This window comes from Janthinobacterium sp. GL_088, assembly GCF_057837845.1.
Genome location: NZ_CM174453.1, coordinates 1,301,620 through 1,323,691 on the forward strand (window position 1 = coordinate 1,301,620; position 22,072 = coordinate 1,323,691).

The following is a 22,072-nucleotide window of genomic DNA, read 5'->3' on the forward strand; positions in this document are numbered from 1 at the left end:
GATGGGTGTCTCCCTGTCCGCCGGGTGTTTTCTTTTTGCTGACGGCCCAGGCCGTCAGTTTTTTGTTTACCTGGATGCCCGATACGCATACTTGCGGTCAAAAAATGAACACTGTCAGTGGCGATTGATCCGCAGCTGCACATGTTAAACACATATTTTCTCTTTCTCCCTCTGAGCCGTGCTGGGCACGCTTATTGCCAAAGCTTGAGATACATCAATCATTGGTGTGCACACTAAAAACAGAGAAGAAAGAGGAGACGCAATGAACACATTGAGCAAGCTGGGGAGCCTGGGTGTCATGACAATCGCAGCGATGGGGCAGGCACAAGCCGTCGATATCAAGGCGGGCGACTGGACCGTGTCGGTGGGTGGCATCGTCAACGCCTATTACACGCAAGTGTCGTGTTCAGGCGATGCGGTGGGCGGGCTGGCGCTGGGCGGCCAGGCGCTCGGTTGCGGCGGCGAAAAGGACCGTACCACCATCGGCAACGGCTTGCTGCCGAATGGCTTGATCACTTCGGCAAGCTCGCGCCTGGGCGAGTACGACGTGAAAGCCTTGATCGGCATCTACAACTCGACGGCCACCGACAGCGCCATCAGCCAGAACAGCGTGGTCGATGTGCGCCAGGCCTTCTTTACGTTCGGCAATGAGCAGATGGGTACTTTCAAGCTGGGCCGCGACTACGGCATCTTCGGCGCGAACGCGATTTTGTCCGACATGACCTTGTTGGGCTCGGGCGCACCCGTGCAAGCGACGCAGCGGGGTAGGGTGACCCTGGGCCATATCGGCGCCGGCTACACGTATCTGGGCAATTATGGCCAGATCATGTACAGCACGCCGAAGTCGGGTGGCTTTGGTGCCGACGTGGCGCTGGTCAGCCCCGTCTCCGATACGCCCATCGTGGCAGGCTCGACCTATTCCTCGAAGTCGAGTCCGCAAGTGCAGGCGCAAGTGACGTATGCGCAGGAAGGCTTGAAGGCGTGGCTCGGCGTGAAGTCGCAAAAATTCACGTCGAAAACGCCAGGTGTCGATGACCTGACCATGCGCGGCGTGGAAGTGGGCGGCTCGTACCAGATGGGCCCGGCCGGCGTGCTGGTCAACTTCCAGGGCGGCAAAGGGCTCGGTATCTTGTCCGATGCAGACCAGGGCGACACCAAGTCGAAGAACTGGTTGCTGCAAGGCACGTATAAAACGACGGACAAGCTGAAGCTGGGCCTGTCTTATGGCATCAGCAAGAACGACGACAACACGGCCGGCACGGGCGGCTTGAAGTCGAACGCCAACCTGACCCTGGGCGCGTATTACTCGCTCAACAGCGCGATCACCCTGGTGGGCGAACTGGGCCAGACGCGCTCGAAAGGCTTTGCGGGCAGCGAAGCGAAGATGAATGGCGTGTCGCTGGGCGGCATCATTTTCTTCTAACCAATAAATGCGGCGCCTTGCGACAGGGCGCCGCATGGAGTGCAATGCATGCGGATACTGCGGTTATTCATAGCCTGCTGGCTATTCCTGTTTATCCTGGGACAGGCGTGGGCGGGCGTGCTCACCAAGGCCGAGCTGGCACGACGCTTTCCTGCTCCCATCATCGTTGGTGACAAGGAGGCCGACTTGCCCATCTGGCCCTTGTTCCGGCAAAACGCCACGGCCACGGAACTGGTCGGCTACGTGTTTGAGTCGGTGGACCTGGCACCGATTCCCGGCTTTTCCGGCGTGCCCGTCAATTTATTGATCGCCATCAATCCGCAGGGCAGTTTTCTGGATGTGTCTGTTCTATCGCAACACGAACCCGTGTTTCTCGATGGCTTGGGCGAAGCGCCCCTGTTTCAATTCGTCAAACAGTACCAGGGCTTGTCGCTGAAACAGAATATCGCCATCGATGCGCGAACCAAACGCGCGCCAGATGCGAGCCATGCCGATATCGATGGCGTGTCGAAGGCGACGGCTTCCGTGCGCATCATCAACCAGAGCGTGCTGGCCTCGGCCTTGAAAGTGTCGCGCAAAAAACTGGGGTTTGCGCAAGGCCGCGATCCGGACCAGATCGCCCGCATCCGCATGGAGGTATTTGAGAAACTCGGCGTGACGCAGATGCTCGAACAGGGCTTGATCCAGCACGTGCGCCTGAGCAACAAGGATGTGGAGAGACTGTTTGCCGGCAGCCCCGGCGCGGGACTCGATGTGGAAGCGACGCGTGAGCCGGACGGCGTGTTCATCGACCTGTACCTGGCCTATGTGTCCGTGCCCACGGTGGGACGCAACCTGTTGACGGAACGCAGCTGGAACAAATTGCGCAACCGGCTAGACGAAGGTGACCACGCCATCCTCGTCACGTCGCGTGGGCGCTACAGCGTGCTGGGCGACGATTTCGTGCGCGGCACCGTGCCGGATCGTTTGTTGCTGAAGCAGGATGGCTTGCCCATCGACATGCGCGACCTGGACCTGGAATTGAGCTTGTCCGATACGGCTACGTTGCCGACGGAAAATGTCGCCGTGTTTCGGATCATCAGCCAGGCGGGACTCGATGCGGCCAGTCCGCTGGCTTTTACCATGCCGATCACACGCAGCAAGGGCATCGTGTATCCGGAACGCATCGCGCGCAACGTCGATTTCAGCTACCGTTTGCCGGCTGATTTTTATATGACGCCGCAAGGCGACGATGCCACGTGGCGCGGCACGTGGAAAAACCGCAAGGCTGAGTTGCTGCTCTTGCTCGCCGGGCTGGCGCTGCTGGCCGGCGCATTGGCATGGCAGAAACGCCTGGTGCGCGATGGCCGCCAATTTGCCTGGTTCCGCCGGCTGTTCCTGTTGTTTACCATCGGCTTTATTGGTTATTACGCGCAGGGGCAGTTATCGATTGTCAATATCACGGGCGCCCTCCAGGCGCTGCTGGCGGGGCGCACCCTGGGCTTCTTCCTGTTCGATCCGATGACGGTGATCCTGTGGGCTTTCGTGCTGCTCACGCTGTTTATCTGGGGACGCGGCACGTTTTGCGGCTGGCTGTGTCCGTTTGGTGCGCTGCAGGAATTCATGGGCAAGCTGGGCCAGTGGCTTTACTTGCCGCAGTGGAAGATCAAGCCGCGCCTGGACGGGCGCTTGAAATGGATCAAGTATGGCTTGCTGGCGGCCATACTTGGCAGCAGCATCTTTTCCAGCCAGGTCACGGACAAGCTGGTGGAGCTGGAACCGTTCAAGACGGCCATTACCCTGAACTTCGTGCGCGCCTGGCCGTTTGTCGCGTATGCCATGGGCTTGCTGCTGCTGAGTAGTGTTTCCTACAAATTCTTTTGCCGCTACCTGTGCCCGTTTGGCGCGGCGCTGGCGCTGCTGGGACGGTTTCGCCTGTTCAACTGGATTCCGCGTCGCAAGGAATGCGGCACGCCATGCCAGACTTGCCGGCACCGCTGCGATTATCACGCCATCGCGCCCAGCGGGAAAGTCGATTATGGTGAGTGTTTCCAATGCATGGATTGCGTGGTGATTTACGCCAGCGATGAAAAATGCGCACCCTTGATGCTGGAAATCAAGCGTGCCCGCACCATCCCGATTGTCCGGGCCACGGCAGAGGAGAGCAGCAATGCAGCGTAGAACCTTTATTTCCGCAGCGATAGGCAGCGTTGCCGGCATAGCGGGCTTGTCTTTGCCTGGCAGCATGGCGCGCGGCACGGCCACGGCGTCCGGCGTGTGCCCTTATCAAGGCGCCGCGCTGGCGTTTGGCACGACGATCGCCGTCACCGTGTTGCACCACGATCAGCGCCAGGCCGAGCTGGCCATTGAAGACGCCTTGCATGCGGCCAGGAATATCGACCGCCTGATGAGCATTTACAGTCCCGCCAGCCAAGTCTTTCAGCTGAACCGCGACGGCCGCCTGGCCCGGCCGGACGCCCATTTACTGGCCGTGCTGGCGCAGGCGCAAGCCCTGTCGCAATGGAGCGATGGCGCGTTTGATATTACCGTGCAACCCTTGTGGCAGCTGTTTCGCGCGGCGGCAGACGAGGTAAGCTTGCCGACGGACACATTGCGGCGCGAAGCGCAGGCGCGGGTAGGCTGGCGGCAACTGGCGTGGGATAGCCGGGAAGTGCGTTTTCTCCGACCCGGCATGGCGCTGACCTTGAATGGCCTGGCGCAAGGCTATGCGGCGGACATGGCGCTGGCAGCCGTGCAGGCACGCGGCATACGGCACGCGCTGCTCGACACGGGCGAGTTCGTTGCGCGGGGACAGCGTTCCGTGCGCCGTCCGTGGACCCTGGGCATCCAGGATCCGCGTGACGCAGAAATCCTGGCGGCCAGCTTAAAAGTGGAAGGGCGCAGCGTGGCCACGTCGGGCGATTACGAATGTACGTTCACGCCCGACTTCGCGCATCACCACATCTTCGACCCCGCGAAGGGCGATTCGCCGCGTGAATTGGCGAGCGTGACCGTGCTGGCGCCCACGGGCTTGCTGGCTGATGGCTTGTCCACGACCTTCATGGTGACGGGCGCGGCGCGTGCGCATGCCATGGCCACGCAAATGGAGGGCGTCGACCTGATGACCATCGACAAGCACGGCCGGCGCGAGATGTCGCCCGGCTTTTCCCGTCTACTCTAGGCTATTTCAGATGCGGTACTTTGCGATAGATCGTGTTGCGCGACACGCCCAGGGCTCGCGCCGTGGCCGAGACGTTGCCGCCGTGGGCATCGAGCGACTTGAGAATGACGCTTTGCTCCATTTCTTCCAGGTTGGCGCCTGCCGCGATCATGCGGTCCGTGCTGGCGCTGGCGGCAGTCGCTTGCGTCATCTCAATATCGTCGAGGAAATCATCAGGCATGTGGCGCAAACAGATTTCATGTTCATCGCCCGCCATGACGATGGCCGTGCGCAAGAGATTGGTCAGCTGGCGGAAATTGCCCGGCCATTTATGCTGATGGAACATGCGCAGGATGTCCGGCGCCACTGTGTAACGCGTGTCGGGCGCTTCCGTTGCGAGGATTTTTTTGACGACCGTGTCCAGGTCCGTGCGCTCGCGCAGCGGCGGCAGTTTTACCACTAGGCCATTCAGGCGGTAATACAAGTCTTCGCGAAACAACCCTTTGGCCATGCGTTCGCGCAAGTTGTGATTCGTGGCACAAATGAGTTCCACATTCACTGTGATCGATTTGCTGCTGCCCAAGGGCGTGACCATGCGTTCCTGTAACACGCGCAACAGCCGCGCCTGCAAGCCGAAGGGCATGTCGCCGATTTCGTCGAGGAACAGGGTGCCGCCATTGGCTTGCAATATCTTGCCGATCGCCCCTTTCTTGCGCGCGCCCGTAAATGCCCCGTCTTCATAGCCGAATAGTTCGGATTCGATCAAGGTTTCCGGAATGGAGGCGCAGTTGACGGCGATAAACGGTCCCATGGCACGCGGTGAATCGTTGTGGATGGCTTGTGCCAGCAATTCCTTGCCCGTGCCCGTTTCGCCCATGACGAGGATGGGAATATCGCGTCCCAATACCTTGTTGACCTTTTCGATCACGAGTTCCAGCTGCGGGTCGCCCGTGCGCAGATAGCGCAAGCCGGACAGGCGGCGCGCCGCGTTGGCCGCATGGCTGGCCGACGCGGGAACCTGGGCCGGCACGGCGTTGATGTCGCTATGGTCGGTGCTGGCAGTAAAGCCGTGCTGGAAGACGCTATTGGACAGGCGCAACTGTGCGCGCCCGTACACGCGCACGCCGCTGTGCATGCACAGGTTCAGCAAACCCGGTGCGGCCGTGCGGTAATGGTCGTACAGGGCGGACACGGGCAAGCCGAACAGGGAACTGAACGTGTGCGATTGCAGCGCAGCAAATGACAGGCCCAGCTGGAACAGACCATTTTTGTTGGCCGATAAAAACCGTCCACCCGGCGTGAACGACGCGATGCCTTCCATCAAGGTGCCGATGAATTCGGGCCGCGCGTGGAAGTGCACGGTGATGGCATCTTCGAAGGTGGCGGAAAACAGCTGGTTTTCAATCATCAGCGCCGACATGCGCACGAGGGCCATCGTATGCTTGTGGAAACTGCGTTGGTCGCTGGACACGTCCAGCACGCCGATGACATTGCCCCGGTGGTCGGTAATGGGGGCGGCGGAGCACGTCAGGAAATGATTAGCGGCCAGGTAATGCTGGTCCGCATGGACCAGGGTCGGCACTTTCTCCGTGATGGCCGTGCCGATGGCATTCGTGCCGCGGCTTTGTTCCGACCATGCCACGCCTGGCTGCAGGGCCACCCGGTTGGCCTTCTCCAGGAAATCATCGTCGCCCAGCGAATGCACGATGACGCCGTTGGCATCCGTCAAGATCACCATATTGTGCGTATTGACGATTTGCTGGTACAGGGTTTCCATCGCCGGCAGCGCGTGCGTGTGCAGCATGCGGTTTTGCTCGATCAGCAAGGAGAGGTCGGATTTGCCGGCAGGCGTAAAGTCGGGCGTGGCCGTGGGCGACAGGCCAAAGGCGACAGAACGCTGATGGGAAGTTTCAATGATGACGGGGACGTTGTCCTGTCCTGCCGGCAAAATGTTCGCGTCCGCGATGGACGAAAACGGTGCGCTACGGTAAGTAGCTGACGGTTGATACATGATCTCGTTGCCTCCGTTGGGCCCTGTACTGCGGCGCTCTTTTGAATATCGAGAGTGTTCCATAATGTAGCACCTGTCACAGATGGGAGCAAAGCAAAGCGAACCGGGCTATCCCCAGTGTTGTTGCCAGGCCCAGAGTTGCCCCCTTTCAGTGGACAATGCATAGGGTTGTATAAGCAAGTGCGGTGCCAGGCCCATGGCATCTGATCTGGCACAAAAAATAGCCCTTGCGGCGCGCGCGGGGCAGGGCTATAATTCGCCCCCTCGCTGAACGACGCATGCAAATGCCGAGTGAGACGAGAAAAAGAAGGAGTTGACGGATTTAGCGAAATGCTTCATACTCTTCCTTCTTCGCAGCTGACAAACACAACGCTTTGTCGATAGCGCGAAAACAGTAACCGAATACAGTTCTTTAACAATTAACAGTCGATAAGTGTGGGCATTTGATGTAAGTGCAGCGTCAATCTTCGGATTGGCGTAAAACTTAAAATATCAAATGTTCACAAGAAATAATGAAATAGGATACTTCTTCGGAAGTAGCCTGTCAGTTTTTTGAGTGAGCAAATCTTTTGCAATGCAAAAGATTTGGATGGTAGTGATACTGTCCGACCTGTCAGAAATGACATTAAACAGAGATTAAACTGAAGAGTTTGATCCTGGCTCAGATTGAACGCTGGCGGCATGCCTTACACATGCAAGTCGAACGGCAGCACGGAGCTTGCTCTGGTGGCGAGTGGCGAACGGGTGAGTAATATATCGGAACGTACCCTAGAGTGGGGGATAACGTAGCGAAAGTTACGCTAATACCGCATACGATCTAAGGATGAAAGTGGGGGATCGCAAGACCTCATGCTCGTGGAGCGGCCGATATCTGATTAGCTAGTTGGTAGGGTAAAAGCCTACCAAGGCATCGATCAGTAGCTGGTCTGAGAGGACGACCAGCCACACTGGAACTGAGACACGGTCCAGACTCCTACGGGAGGCAGCAGTGGGGAATTTTGGACAATGGGCGAAAGCCTGATCCAGCAATGCCGCGTGAGTGAAGAAGGCCTTCGGGTTGTAAAGCTCTTTTGTCAGGGAAGAAACGGTGAGAGCTAATATCTCTTGCTAATGACGGTACCTGAAGAATAAGCACCGGCTAACTACGTGCCAGCAGCCGCGGTAATACGTAGGGTGCAAGCGTTAATCGGAATTACTGGGCGTAAAGCGTGCGCAGGCGGTTTTGTAAGTCTGATGTGAAATCCCCGGGCTCAACCTGGGAATTGCATTGGAGACTGCAAGGCTAGAATCTGGCAGAGGGGGGTAGAATTCCACGTGTAGCAGTGAAATGCGTAGATATGTGGAGGAACACCGATGGCGAAGGCAGCCCCCTGGGTCAAGATTGACGCTCATGCACGAAAGCGTGGGGAGCAAACAGGATTAGATACCCTGGTAGTCCACGCCCTAAACGATGTCTACTAGTTGTCGGGTCTTAATTGACTTGGTAACGCAGCTAACGCGTGAAGTAGACCGCCTGGGGAGTACGGTCGCAAGATTAAAACTCAAAGGAATTGACGGGGACCCGCACAAGCGGTGGATGATGTGGATTAATTCGATGCAACGCGAAAAACCTTACCTACCCTTGACATGGCTGGAATCCCCGAGAGATTGGGGAGTGCTCGAAAGAGAACCAGTACACAGGTGCTGCATGGCTGTCGTCAGCTCGTGTCGTGAGATGTTGGGTTAAGTCCCGCAACGAGCGCAACCCTTGTCATTAGTTGCTACGAAAGGGCACTCTAATGAGACTGCCGGTGACAAACCGGAGGAAGGTGGGGATGACGTCAAGTCCTCATGGCCCTTATGGGTAGGGCTTCACACGTCATACAATGGTACATACAGAGCGCCGCCAACCCGCGAGGGGGAGCTAATCGCAGAAAGTGTATCGTAGTCCGGATTGTAGTCTGCAACTCGACTGCATGAAGTTGGAATCGCTAGTAATCGCGGATCAGCATGTCGCGGTGAATACGTTCCCGGGTCTTGTACACACCGCCCGTCACACCATGGGAGCGGGTTTTACCAGAAGTAGGTAGCTTAACCGTAAGGAGGGCGCTTACCACGGTAGGATTCGTGACTGGGGTGAAGTCGTAACAAGGTAGCCGTATCGGAAGGTGCGGCTGGATCACCTCCTTTCTAGAGTTTGCACGAATCAGCAATGATTCACGCATCAAATGTTCACACTTATCGGCTGTTTAATTAAGAAGAAACAGTAGTCGTAGTAGTTCCGCGTTGGGGCTGTAGCTCAGCTGGTTAGAGCACCGTGTTGATAACGCGGGGGTCGTTGGTTCGAGTCCAACCAGCCCTACCAGCTAATTAGTAAAATCTCAGGGGGATTAGCTCAGCTGGGAGAGCACCTGCTTTGCAAGCAGGGGGTCGTCGGTTCGATCCCGTCATCCTCCACCACGTTTTACTCGAAAGTACAAATGTAAGCCTGTGGGTTTAGATTTGATCTTTTAGCGATCAAAGCTGTTTCGTTCTTTAACAATCTGGAAGAAGTAAAGATTATTTATTGATCGGTTTGCCGTAAAAAGTAAATCGATGGGTAATGATTGTATGTATCAACAAACAAGCAACAACGTTGTACTTTCTTATCCCTGTAGCGCTCTTTGATTATTTAGGTAATCAGAGGCTAACGTTATAGGGACAAGCGAATAAGTGCACATGGTGGATGCCTTGGCGATTACAGGCGATGAAGGACGTAGTAGCTTGCGATAAGCTGCGGGGAGTGAGCAAACACACTTTGATCCGCAGATTTCCGAATGGGGCAACCCACCCTTTTAGGGTATTGCATACTGAATACATAGGTATGCAAGGCGAACGCGGCGAACTGAAACATCTAAGTAGCTGCAGGAAAAGAAATCAACCGAGATTCCCAAAGTAGCGGCGAGCGAAATGGGAAGAGCCTGTACGTGATAGTCGGACCGATAACAGAATCCTCTGGAAATAGGAGCCATAGTGGGTGATAGCCCCGTATGTGAAATCGGACCGGTGATACTAAGCGTACGACAAGTAGGGCGGGACACGTGACATCCTGTCTGAATATGGGGGGACCATCCTCCAAGGCTAAATACTCGTAATCGACCGATAGTGAACCAGTACCGTGAGGGAAAGGCGAAAAGAACCCCGGAAGGGGAGTGAAATAGATCCTGAAACCGTGTGCATACAAACAGTAGGAGCGGACTTGTTCCGTGACTGCGTACCTTTTGTATAATGGGTCAGCGACTTACATTCAGTGGCAAGGTTAACCATATAGGGAAGCCGTAGAGAAATCGAGTCCGAATAGGGCGATCAGTCGCTGGGTGTAGACCCGAAACCAAGTGATCTACTCATGGCCAGGATGAAGGTGCGGTAACACGCCCTGGAGGTCCGAACCCACTAATGTTGAAAAATTAGGGGATGAGCTGTGGGTAGGGGTGAAAGGCTAAACAAACTTGGAAATAGCTGGTTCTCTCCGAAAACTATTTAGGTAGTGCCTCAAGTATCACCATCGGGGGTAGAGCACTGTTATGGCTAGGGGGTCATTGCGACTTACCAAACCATTGCAAACTCCGAATACCGATGAGTGCGAGCTTGGGAGACAGACGTCGGGTGCTAACGTCCGGCGTCAAGAGGGAAACAACCCAGACCGCCAGCTAAGGTCCCAAAGATTGGCTAAGTGGAAAACGAAGTGGGAAGGCTAAAACAGTCAGGATGTTGGCTTAGAAGCAGCCATCATTTAAAGAAAGCGTAATAGCTCACTGATCGAGTCGTCCTGCGCGGAAGATGTAACGGGGCTAAGCCAGTCACCGAAGCTGCGGATATATAGCAATATATATGGTAGGAGAGCGTTCTGTAAGCCTGCGAAGGTGTCTTGTAAAGGATGCTGGAGGTATCAGAAGTGCGAATGCTGACATGAGTAGCGATAATGGGGGTGAAAAGCCTCCACGCCGTAAGCCCAAGGTTTCCTGTTCAACGTTCATCGGAGCAGGGTGAGTCGGCCCCTAAGGCGAGGCAGAGATGCGTAGCTGATGGGAAGCAGGTTAATATTCCTGCACCGTCGTATGATGCGATGGGGGGACGGATCGCGGAAGGTTGTCCAACTGTTGGAATAGTTGGTTTTTGGCTCATAGAAGGCACTTAGGCAAATCCGGGTGCGGAATTCAAGGGGTTGAGACGAGTGAACTTGTTCACGAAGCAATCGGAAGTGGTTCCAAGAAAAGCCTCTAAGCTTCAGTCATACGAGACCGTACCGCAAACCGACACAGGTGGGCGAGATGAGTATTCTAAGGCGCTTGAGAGAACTCGGGAGAAGGAACTCGGCAAATTGGTACCGTAACTTCGGGAAAAGGTACGCCCCGGTAACTTGATTGGTTTACTCCATGAGGGTGAAAGGGTTGCAATAAACTGGTGGCTGCGACTGTTTAATAAAAACACAGCACTCTGCAAACACGAAAGTGGACGTATAGGGTGTGACGCCTGCCCGGTGCTGGAAGATTAAATGATGGGGTGCAAGCTCTTGATTGAAGTCCCAGTAAACGGCGGCCGTAACTATAACGGTCCTAAGGTAGCGAAATTCCTTGTCGGGTAAGTTCCGACCTGCACGAATGGCGTAACGATGGCCACACTGTCTCCTCCCGAGACTCAGCGAAGTTGAAATGTTTGTGATGATGCAATCTACCCGCGGCTAGACGGAAAGACCCCATGAACCTTTACTGTAGCTTTGCATTGGACTTTGAACCAATCTGTGTAGGATAGGTGGGAGGCTTTGAAGCGGGGACGCTAGTTCTCGTGGAGCCAACCTTGAAATACCACCCTGGTTTGTTTGAGGTTCTAACCTTGGTCCGTTATCCGGATCGGGGACAGTGCATGGTAGGCAGTTTGACTGGGGCGGTCTCCTCCTAAAGTGTAACGGAGGAGTTCGAAGGTACGCTAGATACGGTCGGACATCGTGTTGATAGTGCAATGGCATAAGCGTGCTTAACTGCGAGACTGACAAGTCGAGCAGGTACGAAAGTAGGACATAGTGATCCGGTGGTTCTGTATGGAAGGGCCATCGCTCAACGGATAAAAGGTACTCTGGGGATAACAGGCTGATTCCTCCCAAGAGTTCATATCGACGGGGGAGTTTGGCACCTCGATGTCGGCTCATCACATCCTGGGGCTGTAGCCGGTCCCAAGGGTATGGCTGTTCGCCATTTAAAGTGGTACGTGAGCTGGGTTTAAAACGTCGTGAGACAGTTTGGTCCCTATCTGCCGTGGGCGTTGGAAATTTGAAGGGGGCTGCTCCTAGTACGAGAGGACCGGAGTGGACGAACCTCTGGTGTACCGGTTGTCACGCCAGTGGCATTGCCGGGTAGCTAAGTTCGGAAGAGATAACCGCTGAAAGCATCTAAGCGGGAAACTTGCCTTGAGATGAGATTTCCCAGAGCCTTGAGCTCTTTGAAGGGTCGTTCGAGACCAGGACGTTGATAGGCTGGGTGTGGAAGTGCAGTAATGCATTAAGCTAACCAGTACTAATTGCCCGTACGGCTTGTCCCTATAACCTTAGCAGGTACAGAGGATAAGACGGTACAACGTTGCGTGTGTGTTGATACTACCAGTCATTACCCCAATCTTTGCTTCTTCCAGATTCAGGCTTTGTCGCTCCACAGAGGACAAATGCCAGTACAAGTTATGCCTGATGACCATAGCAAGTTGGTCCCACCCCTTCCCATCCCGAACAGGACCGTGAAACAACTTTGCGCCGATGATAGTGCTGCAACCAGTGTGAAAGTAGGTTATCGTCAGGCTTGTTATTCGCAGTAGAGAAAAACCCGATCAGCAATGGTCGGGTTTTTTTTCGTCTGCTGGTTTGTCTTGTCAGGCAGACAGGCGTAAAAAAGCAGCGCTGTGCGCTGCATTTTTGGCCTAACGTCGCTTAACTCCCGCGATAAGTCGAATACGACCATGGAGACACCACCAGCGGCACGTGGTAATTCTCATCGGTATGCGCAATGCCGAAGGCCAGGGTGACCAGGTCGATGAAACGGGGCGAAGGCAGTTCCACCCCCTGGGCAGCGAAATAGTCGCCTGCATTGAACACCAGCTCATACTGGCCCGCCTTCATGCTCTCGCCTTCCAGTAATGGCGTGCTGCAGCGGCCATCGCTATTGGTCATATCCATCTTCAATAGCACTTTTCCTTCCGGCGCAACTGAAAACAAGGCCACTTTGACGCCGGCTCCCGGCCTGCCGTGGGCGATATCGAGTACATGCGTGCTGAGTTTTCCCATTTGCTATCCTGTATATAGGGTGAGTGAATGTGCTTATCGTGCAAATCATATACCGGTGACTGCGCCTGGCTATATGATTGGGCATATAGCCAACATTGTCCTCCTATAGGCGCGCCTCCGCATGAACAATTACGAAGATTATCCACGCGACTTGATCGGCTATGGCCGCACGCCACCCCATCCACAATGGCCGGGCAAGGCCCGCATCGCGCTGCAATTCGTCCTTAATTACGAGGAGGGGGCGGAAAACAGCGTGCTGCATGGCGATCCTGCTTCGGAAACGTTTTTATCGGAAATGATCGGGGCGGCAGCTTTTCCCGCACGCCACCTGAGCATGGAGTCGATTTATGAATACGGCTCGCGTGCCGGATTGTGGCGCTTGCTGCGCATGTTCGAGGAGCGGCGCCTGCCATTGACGGTGTTTGGCGTCTCGATGGCTTTGAAACGCAATCCGGAGGCAGTGGCTGCGTTCCAGCAACTGGGGCATGAAATCGCTTGCCACGGTTTGCGCTGGATTTCCTATCAAAACATGGATGAAGCAACGGAACGCGAACACATGCGCGAAGCCGTGCAGATCATCCGCGAATTGACGGGTGCCGCCCCGCAAGGCTGGTATACGGGGCGCGATTCTCCGAATACGCGCAAACTGGTGGTCGAGCATGGCGGTTTCCGCTACGACGCCGATTATTACGGCGACGACTTGCCATTCTGGGACAAGGTGGCGTACACGGATGCTGCCGGCATGCCGGCAGTGCAGCCGCAGCTGATCGTGCCCTACACCCTGGACACGAACGACATGCGCTTTGCCGCCATGCAAGGCTTTAATTCGGGCACGCAGTTTTTTGATTACTTGAAGGATGCCTTCGATGTGCTGTACGCGGAAGGCGATCCGAACGGCTTGAATCAGCCCAAGATGTTGTCGGTGGGCTTGCATTGCCGCCTGGTGGGACGCCCTGGCCGTGCGGCCGCACTGGCGCGCTTCCTCGACTATGTGCAGGGCCATGAGCAAGTGTGGATCACGCGCCGCATCGATATCGCCGAGCACTGGCATGCGAGCCATCCCTATGCTGTTTGAAGGGTATTGATATTGGATGATAAGTAAAATCAGTCTTTGCATATAGTTGTCCCATATGCCGGTGTTAATCTCCTATACTGGGACTATACCGAGGCCAGCATGTCAGAACCGATCCGCTTTTACTACCGTGGTGCCGTACAGGAAGTACGCAACGCCGCCCCTACGCAGACTGTGTTGCAGCACCTGCGCGAGGATTTGCATTGCACGGGCACCAAGGAGGGCTGCGCCGAGGGCGATTGCGGCGCCTGCACGGTGGTCATCGGCAGCCTGGTGAATGGCCAGGTCGAGATGAAGGCCGTCAACGCCTGCATCCAGCTCACGCCCACCCTCGATGGCAAGGCCCTGTTTTCCGTGGAAGACTTGCAGCAACCCGACGGCGCCTTGCATCCGGTGCAGCAGGCGATGGTCGAGTGCCACGGATCCCAGTGCGGTTTTTGCACACCCGGTTTTGTCATGTCCTTGTGGGGCATGTATCTGAAAAAAAACGGCGAAACGCCCACGCGCTGCGAAATCGACGACAGCCTGTCAGGCAATCTGTGCCGCTGCACCGGCTACCGGCCCATCATTGATGCAGCCAGGCGCATGGGCGAACTGCCGCATGTTGCATTCGATCGCGATGCGTTGCGAGTGCAACTGCAGGCGCTGCAGCGCGGCAGCCTGAGCACCTATGAACATGGCGGCCAGTACTTCCACGCGCCGCGCAGCATCGCCGAACTGGTGGCGTTGCGCGTGGAAAAGCCGCAAGCGTGTCTGCTGGCAGGCTCCACCGATGTGGGCTTGTGGGTGACCAAGCAATTGCGCGACCTGGGCGACATTATTTATCTTGGTAACGTGACGGCCCTGAAAACCATCGCCATCGTTGATGGCAAGCTGCAGATTGGTGCCGGCGCCAGCCTGAACGACGCCTATGCGGCGCTGTGCGGACATTACTCAGAAGAATTGTCGGAACTGTGGCAGCGCTTTGCCTCCTTGCCAATTCGCAACGCCGGCACCCTGGGTGGCAATGTGGCCAACGGCTCGCCCATCGGCGACTCCATGCCGTGGCTGATTGCGCTGGGCAGCGAGATCGTGCTGCGTGGACCTGCAGGCCAGCGCATCATGCCGCTGGAAAACTTCTATCTGGCTTACCAAAAGAAAGATTTGCAGCCTGGCGAATTTGTCGAAGCCGTGCACGTGCCCTTACCGCGTGCCGATGTGCATTTCCGCACGTATAAACTGGCCAAGCGCTTCGACCAGGATATTTCGGCCGTATGCGCCGCGTTTGCCTTCCAGCTCGACGGCGAGCGCATTATCGATGCGCGCATCGCCTTTGGCGGCATGGCCGCCACGCCGCAACGGGCCGCGCAAGCGGAAGCGTTTTTGCTAGGACAGGCGTGGACGGAAGACAATCTGCTCATCGCCATGCGCTTGCTGGCTGACGATTATGCACCGCTATCCGACATGCGCGCGTCGAATACTTACCGCATGACGACGGCGCAAAACCTGTTGCGCCGCTTCTGGCTGGAAACACGCCCTGGTGCGCCTTTGCAGCGCACTGCCGTCAACGCCTACGCTTGCCGCGCCTGAAAGGACCAGCATGAACCATCCTGTCACGCCTGAATTGCAAGCGGCCGCCTGGGCCGCCGTGGGCAAGCCCAGCCCGCATGAATCGGCGCAATTGCATGTGCTGGGGCAAGCCACGTACACGGACGATATCGCCGAATTGCAGGGTACCTTGCACGCAGCGCTGGGCCTGTCGCAAAAACCCCACGCACGCATCACGGCCATGGATTTGTCGGCAGTGCGCAGTGCGCAGGGTGTCATTGCCGTCTACACGGCGCAGGACATTCCCGGCACCAACGATTGCGGCCCCATCATCCATGACGATCCCATCCTGGCTGCGGAACTGGTGCAATACGTGGGCCAGCCCATCTTCATCGTAGTGGCCGATACGCATGACCATGCGCGCCGCGCCGCCCGCCTGGCGCAGGTGTCGTACGATGAATTGCCTGCGATCATGACGCCGCAAGCGGCCAAGGCCGCGCAATCGTATGTGCTGCCACCCATGCAGCTGACGCGCGGCAGCTACCAGGCCGCGTTCGAGGGTGCGCCGCACGTGGTCAAGGGGCAGCTGTATGTAGGCGGGCAGGAACAGTTTTATCTGGAAGGACAGATTTCCTACGCCATCCCGAAGGAAGCGCAGGGCATGCTGGTATTGTGTTCGACCCAGCATCCGAGCGAGATGCAGCACGTGGTGGCGCATGCGCTGGGCGTGCATTCACACAACGTTACCGTCGAATGCCGTCGCATGGGCGGCGGTTTTGGCGGCAAGGAATCGCAGTCGGCCCTGTGGGCGGCGGCCGCATCGATAGCGGCGGCGAAATTGAAGCGCCCTGTCAAATTGCGCGCCGACCGCGACGACGATATGCTGGTGACGGGCAAGCGCCACTGTTTTTACTATGAATACGAAGTGGGCTACGACGACGATGGCCGTATCCTTGCCGCCAAGGTCGACATGACCACGCGCGCCGGCTATTCGGCCGACTTGTCCGGCCCGGTCGCCACGCGCGCCGTCTGCCACTTCGACAACACCTATTATTTGTCGGACGTGGATATCCGCGCCGCCTGCGGCAAGACGAATACCCAGTCGAACACGGCTTTCCGCGGCTTTGGCGGGCCGCAAGGCGCCATTGCCATCGAGTACGTGATCGATGAAATCTCCCGCCACTTGCAACGCGATGCGCTCGATATCCGCCTGCTCAATTTCTATGGGCGCAACGATGCGGAAGGGCGTAACGTCACGCCGTACGGGCAGACCATCGTCGACAACGTCATTCATGAGCTAGTTGCTGAACTGGAAGAGAGCAGCGATTACCGCGCGCGCCGCCGCGCCATCGACGCCTTCAACGAGGCCAGTCCCGTGTTGAAGAAGGGTCTGGCATTCACGCCCTTGAAATTCGGCATCGCCTTCAACGTCACGCATCTGAACCAGGCGGGCGCGCTCGTGCACGTGTATGTGGATGGCTCCGTACTGGTCAACCATGGCGGCACGGAAATGGGGCAGGGCATCAATACCAAGGTCATGCAGGTGGTGGCGCACGAGCTGGGGCTGGACCTGGATCGCGTGCGGGCCACGGCCACCGACACCAGCAAGGTGGCGAACACGTCGGCCACGGCGGCCTCCACCGGTGCCGACCTGAACGGCAAGGCGGCGCAGGATGCGGCGCGCCAGATCCGTGAACGCCTGGCTGATTACGCGGTCAAACTGTATGGCGGCGAGGCAGCTTGCGTGCGCTTCTTCGATAACCATCTCCACGTGAATGGTCACGTCGTTGCGTTTGCCGAACTGGTGCAGAAGGCGTATCTGGCTCGTGTGCAACTGTGGTCGGACGGTTTTTATGCCACGCCCGGCTTGTCGTGGGATGCGAAGACGATGACGGGTCATCCGTTTTCGTATTACGCGTATGGCGCGGCCGTGGCCGAAGTGGTGGTCGATACCCTGACCGGTGAATGGAAATTGCTGCGCGCCGATGCCTTGTACGATGCGGGCCAGTCGCTCAATCCCGCGATTGATCTGGGTCAAGTGGAAGGCGCATTTATCCAGGGCATGGGTTGGCTGACGACGGAGCAGCTGTGGTGGAATGCGGCGGGCAAGCTGATGACGCACGCGCCATCGACGTATAAAATTCCCGGCATTTCCGACTGCCCAGAAGATTTTCGTGTGAAACTGTTCCAGAACCGCAACGTGGAAGACAGCATCCACCGTTCGAAAGCCGTGGGCGAGCCACCATTGCTGCTGCCGTTTTCCGTGTTCTTTGCCATTCGCGACGCCATTTCCAGCGTCGGCCATCACGCCGTGCAGCCACCGTTGAATGCGCCAGCCACCAGCGAGGAAATCCTCAAGGCGGTCATGGCCGTGCAAGCGGTTTGCGCTAGCGCATAGGAGCAGAGGATGAGCGACTGGCTGACAGCAATCGAGAATGACACGCAGGCATCCGTGCTGGTGACGGTGGCCCTGGTGGAAGGTTCCGGACCGCGCGAGGCAGGGGCGAAGATGCGCGTCACCCTTGAAGGCCAGGTGGATACCATCGGTGGCGGCCACCTGGAATTGCGCGCCGTGGAAATCGCCAAGACCATGCTGGCGACAGGAGACACGCATGCGCGGCTCGAGCGTTTTGCGCTGGGCCCCAGCCTGGGGCAATGCTGCGGTGGCGTCGTCCACCTGGCGTTCGAGTATATCGATGCCAGTCTGAATGCATTGCTGGTCGCCTTGCACGAACGACGCCAGCACGATAGCTGGAAAGTCACGGCACTCGACGGCGACGCCGCGTCGGCGCTGTTCGATGCGGCGGGCACGTTGATCGCCGGCATGCCAGCCCAGGCACCCGACACGTTTTCACGCGAACGTAGTACCCATGTCGCTCAGGATGGCAAGGGCCGGCGCTGGCTGGTTGACCCTTGCCTGGCGCCGCGCGCGCACCTGACCTTGTTTGGCGCCGGTCATGTGGGTGCAGCCATCGTGCGCGCGCTGGCCCACTTGCCCTGCAATATCACCTGGGTCGATGAGCGCGAAGACATGTTTCCTGCGCAACTACCCGATAATGTGCGCATCGCCGCCACCGATACGCCCGAGGAATTTGTCGCCATGGCGCCGTCGGGCGGCAGTTTTCTTGTCATGACGCATAGCCATGCGCTGGATCAACGTTTGACGCAAGCCATCATGGAGCGCGAGGATGCAGGCTGGTTCGGCTTGATCGGTTCGCACACGAAACGCAAGCAGTTCGAGCACCGCCTGCAGGCGCGCGGCGTGCCGGACGAGCGCATTGCCGCCATGGTGTGCCCGATCGGCATGCCTGGCATCCGCAACAAGGCGCCGGCCGTGATCGCCGCGTCCGTTGCCTGTCAATTACTGATGGTGTGGGAGGAAGCGGCTGCCGCCGCCCTGGCCACACCGCTGCGGCTGGCCTCCGCCAGCGCGCCACCGCGGCGCCCAGCACGCGCCGCCATTCACCCGTTATAGAAAGAAGTCATGCCGATTGTTCCTGCCACATTGCAAGCTTACCGAGCCAGCTTGCTGCACTTCCACGCCGATCCCGCCTTTAGCGAGGACGCGCACGCCTGGCATGCGGATGGCTTGCTGATCGTGGCCGATGGCAAGGTCGTGGCAGCCGGCGATTACGCTTCACTGCTGGCGACTTTGCCGCCCGGCACGCAGATCGTCGATTACCGGGGCAAGCTGATCGTGCCCGGTTTCATCGATACGCATCTGCATTTCCCGCAGACGGAAATGATCGCTTCGCCCGCGCCGGGCCTGCTACCGTGGCTGGAAACGTACACCTTCCCCACCGAGCGCGCGTTTGAGAATCCCGAGCATGCGCGCAACGTGGCCGAGTTTTTCCTCGATGAACTGCTACGCTGCGGCACCACCACGGCCATGGTGTATGGCAGCGTGCATCCGCAATCGGTCGATGCCTTCTTCAGCGCCAGCGAGGCGCGCGGCTTGCGCATGGTGGCGGGCAAGGTCATGATGGACCGCAATTGCCCAGAGTTCCTACGCGATACAGCCGAGTCCGGCGCGCGCGAAAGCGAGGAGCTGATCCAGCGCTGGCACAAGCACGGCCGCTCGCTGTACGCGATCACGCCTCGTTTCGTGCCGACATCGACGAATGAACAGATGCACCTGGCGGGCGAGCTGGCGCGCGCCTACCCGGATACCTATTTGCAGACGCATGTATCGGAAAACGAGGATGAATGCCGCTGGGTGCGCGAACTGCATCCGCAGGCGCGCAGCTACCTCGATGTGTATGACCAGTACGACATGCTGCGCCCGCGCGCCATGTTTGGCCACTGCATCTGGCTCGACGAGCGCGACCGCGCGCGCATGGCGGAAACGTCTTCGGCGGCCGCCATTTGTCCTACGTCAAACCTGTTCCTCGGCAGCGGCCTGTTCGATTTCGAGCGGGCCGATGCGGCGAAAGTGCTGCTGTCGCTGGCGACTGACGTGGGCGGCGGCACCTCGTTCTCGATGTTGCAAACCATGAACGAAGCCTATAAAGTAGCACGCTTGAAAGGCAGCTATCTGCCCGCCTTGCGCATGTTTTACCTGGCGACCCTGGGTGCTGCACGGGCCATGCAGCTGGAAGGCACCCTGGGCAATTTCACGGCAGGTACGGAAGCGGATTTTATTGTGCTCGACAAGCAATCGACGCCGCTGCTCGAGCGCCGAACGGCCGGCTGTCAAAGCCTGGAGGAATTGCTGTTTGCCTTTGCGCTGCTGGGCGACGACCGCGCCGTGGCCGCCACCTATTCAGGCGGGCAATGCGTGCATGTGCGGGGGCAGGGCTGACCTACCCGTTGTTCCATACGAATTATCCTGAGCGAGAACGCGAATGCACAAGAAACTCACTGGCCTGGCGCTTGGCGCCGCGCTGGCATTGACCGGAACGGCGCAGGCTGCCAAGGCCACCCCGACTTCCAACGAAGCGGCCACCGCGCGCCATTTTGCCGCCCTGGTCTCGGGCACCCAGCCGAAGACAGCCGAGTTGAGCCTGTTCTTTTCCATGATGCCCAAGGGCGGTGATCTGCATCATCACTACTCGGGCGCCATTTACGCCGAGCAATTTCTTGAGTGGGTCGACAAGGAAAACTATTGCGTCAACAAGACCACGTACCGCATCGAAAGCAACAAGGACGTCGTGGCGGCTGAGCGCGCCAAGCCGGCCGCGCAGCGTGGTTGCCTGTCATCCACGGAAGTGTTTGCCGATGCTGGCCTGTATGCGGAATTGCTGCAGCGCTGGTCGACCAAGGATTTCTACAACCACGGCGGCATCCAGACGCCGCCGGACCGTACCTTCTTTGATACCTTTGGCTACTTTGGCCCCGTCGCCTCGACGAACACGGCCGATGGCCTGAAAACCCTGAAGCAGCGCGCCATCGCGGAAAACCTCAGTTACATCGAGACGATTTTCGAGCTGTCGCCATTCGTGCAAAACACGCAGTTCGACCAGCAAGTGCTGGCGCCGGGCTTGCAGCCGGCAGCATTGCAAGCCGTGCTGGCCAACTGGACTGGCAGCCTGGAGCAGGATGCCAGCTTCCAGAAAAGCATCACCGCCTATAACGACAACGTCAACGCCAGCAGCGCCGGCATCGACGATGCAAACTTCACCATGCGCTACCAGGCGTATGTGCTGCGCTTCCTGTCGCCATCGCAAGTGTTCTCGTCCATGGTGGCCGCGTTCAAGGCGGCGAGCCTGAATCCGCTGCTGGTGGGCGTGAACATCGTGGGCCAGGAAAGCGTGAACGTGTCCATGCGCGACTACAGCCTGCACATGGAAATGTTCAAGTTCCTCAAGGCTAAGTATCCAAACGTCAAGATCGCCCTGCACGCCGGCGAGCTGGCGCTGGGCATGGTGCCGCCGGAAGGCATGGCGTTCCATATCGCCGAAGCCGTCGATGTGGCGGGCGCCGACCGTATCGGCCACGGCATGGATATCGCGTACGAGCACAATGCGCTGGCGACCATGCAAAAGATGCGCGAGCGGGGCATACCCGTGGAAGTGAACCTGACCAGCAATGATTACATTCTCGGCATCAAGGGCCAGGCCCATCCGATCACCCTGTACCGCAAGTATGGCGTGCCGTTCGTGATTTCCACCGATGACGCGGGCGTCTCGCGCAATACGCTGTCGAATGAATACGTGCTGTTTGCCAGCCAGTACAAGACAGATTATGCGGAAATCAAAAAACTGTCGTACAACAGCCTGCGGTATTCCTTCCTGGCTGATGCGGACAAGCAACGTCTGCTGAAGGCGCTCGATGCCCGTTTCACCCGCTTTGAAGCGCAAATTGCCGCCGCCGACAAGGCAGGCAAGAGTATGAAACCGTAAGTTGCACGACGTTAGCAACTGATACTCTTTGAGCGGCCGGATCTTCCGGCCGTTTTTCATTTGTCCCCTCAACTCACATCAATGTTCTTTTGTTAATTTTGTGGCGGCCATGCGACACAAATGACGGCAGATGCACGACTTTATCTAATTTCCTGGATGAATCAATTTCAAGTACATATTGCTCATTTATAATCTCGCGCCATAAGCCCGGACGCTGTCAGCACGATATCAATCCAGCTAGTTACCCCATGCTATTTATACTTAAAATATATA

At 57.6% G+C, this 22,072-nt stretch carries 11 protein-coding genes, 2 tRNA genes and 3 rRNA genes; 14 read left to right on the top strand and 2 right to left on the bottom strand.

What is annotated here, in order from left to right; genetic code table 11:
- Window positions 1-262 precede the first annotated feature (262 nt).
- The 3 genes from AC3IQ7_RS05920 to AC3IQ7_RS05930 are packed head-to-tail and all read left to right on the top strand — an operon-like array spanning window position 263 to window position 4,583.
- The gene (locus AC3IQ7_RS05920) at window positions 263-1,423 is read left to right on the top strand and encodes a porin (protein ID WP_233516385.1); all 1,161 of its coding nucleotides are present in this window, start codon (window positions 263-265) and stop codon (window positions 1,421-1,423) included.
- A gap of 48 nt (window positions 1,424-1,471) precedes the next feature.
- Window positions 1,472-3,583 (top strand): 4Fe-4S binding protein, encoded by a 2,112-nt coding sequence (locus AC3IQ7_RS05925; RefSeq protein ID WP_489208597.1) that lies wholly within the window; start codon window positions 1,472-1,474, stop codon window positions 3,581-3,583.
- Entirely contained in the window at window positions 3,573-4,583 is a 1,011-nt protein-coding gene (locus AC3IQ7_RS05930) for an FAD:protein FMN transferase (RefSeq protein ID WP_489208598.1), read from the top strand. The genes AC3IQ7_RS05925 and AC3IQ7_RS05930 overlap by 11 nt, the downstream gene beginning before the upstream one ends.
- Window position 4,584: 1 nt before the next feature.
- Here the strand turns inward: AC3IQ7_RS05930 and AC3IQ7_RS05935 are convergent, their stop codons facing one another.
- A complete protein-coding gene (locus AC3IQ7_RS05935) occupies window positions 4,585-6,573 on the bottom strand; it encodes a sigma-54-dependent Fis family transcriptional regulator (protein ID WP_233516386.1) in 1,989 nt (662 codons plus the stop codon).
- Window positions 6,574-7,211: 638 nt separating this feature from the next.
- Here AC3IQ7_RS05935 and AC3IQ7_RS05940 point away from each other — a divergent pair.
- The 5 genes from AC3IQ7_RS05940 (at window position 7,212) to rrf (ending at window position 12,377) form a co-directional block, all read left to right on the top strand.
- Window positions 7,212-8,742: ribosomal RNA gene (locus AC3IQ7_RS05940) — 16S ribosomal RNA — on the top strand.
- Between the two features lie 98 nt (window positions 8,743-8,840).
- A tRNA-Ile gene (locus AC3IQ7_RS05945) sits at window positions 8,841-8,917 on the top strand.
- 19 nt (window positions 8,918-8,936) lie between these two features.
- Window positions 8,937-9,012, top strand: a tRNA-Ala gene (locus tag AC3IQ7_RS05950).
- Window positions 9,013-9,250: 238 nt separating this feature from the next.
- Window positions 9,251-12,126 (top strand): 23S ribosomal RNA (locus AC3IQ7_RS05955).
- Window positions 12,127-12,264: 138 nt separating this feature from the next.
- Window positions 12,265-12,377 (top strand): 5S ribosomal RNA (rrf, locus tag AC3IQ7_RS05960).
- The 16S, 23S and 5S rRNA genes sit together here with 2 tRNA genes alongside, the layout of an rRNA operon.
- 128 nt (window positions 12,378-12,505) lie before the next feature.
- Here rrf and uraH read toward each other — a convergent pair.
- Complete coding sequence (gene uraH, locus AC3IQ7_RS05965; RefSeq protein WP_070303439.1) at window positions 12,506-12,859, bottom strand: hydroxyisourate hydrolase; 354 nt, start codon at window positions 12,857-12,859, stop codon at window positions 12,506-12,508.
- A gap of 121 nt (window positions 12,860-12,980) precedes the next feature.
- Here uraH and puuE point away from each other — a divergent pair, with 121 nt between their 5' ends.
- The 6 genes from puuE (at window position 12,981) to AC3IQ7_RS05995 (ending at window position 21,799) form a co-directional block, all read left to right on the top strand.
- Window positions 12,981-13,934, top strand: a complete 954-nt coding sequence (puuE, locus tag AC3IQ7_RS05970; protein WP_489208599.1) for an allantoinase PuuE — start codon at window positions 12,981-12,983, stop codon at window positions 13,932-13,934.
- A gap of 99 nt (window positions 13,935-14,033) precedes the next feature.
- Entirely contained in the window at window positions 14,034-15,500 is a 1,467-nt protein-coding gene (gene xdhA, locus AC3IQ7_RS05975) for a xanthine dehydrogenase small subunit (RefSeq protein ID WP_489208600.1), read from the top strand.
- A gap of 10 nt (window positions 15,501-15,510) precedes the next feature.
- The gene (gene xdhB / locus AC3IQ7_RS05980) at window positions 15,511-17,856 is read left to right on the top strand and encodes a xanthine dehydrogenase molybdopterin binding subunit (protein WP_489208601.1); all 2,346 of its coding nucleotides are present in this window, start codon (window positions 15,511-15,513) and stop codon (window positions 17,854-17,856) included.
- 9 nt (window positions 17,857-17,865) lie between these two features.
- Window positions 17,866-18,933, top strand: a complete 1,068-nt coding sequence (xdhC, locus tag AC3IQ7_RS05985) for a xanthine dehydrogenase accessory protein XdhC (protein WP_489208602.1) — start codon at window positions 17,866-17,868, stop codon at window positions 18,931-18,933.
- Between the two features lie 9 nt (window positions 18,934-18,942).
- Window positions 18,943-20,259: a guanine deaminase gene (guaD, locus tag AC3IQ7_RS05990; RefSeq protein ID WP_489208603.1), complete on the top strand. Its 1,317-nt coding sequence runs from the start codon at window positions 18,943-18,945 to the stop codon at window positions 20,257-20,259.
- 43 nt (window positions 20,260-20,302) lie between these two features.
- Window positions 20,303-21,799 carry an adenosine deaminase family protein gene (locus AC3IQ7_RS05995; protein ID WP_489208604.1) on the top strand — a complete coding sequence of 499 codons (1,497 nt, stop codon included), beginning with the start codon at window positions 20,303-20,305 and terminating at the stop codon, window positions 21,797-21,799.
- The last annotated feature ends 273 nt before the right edge of the window (window positions 21,800-22,072 follow it).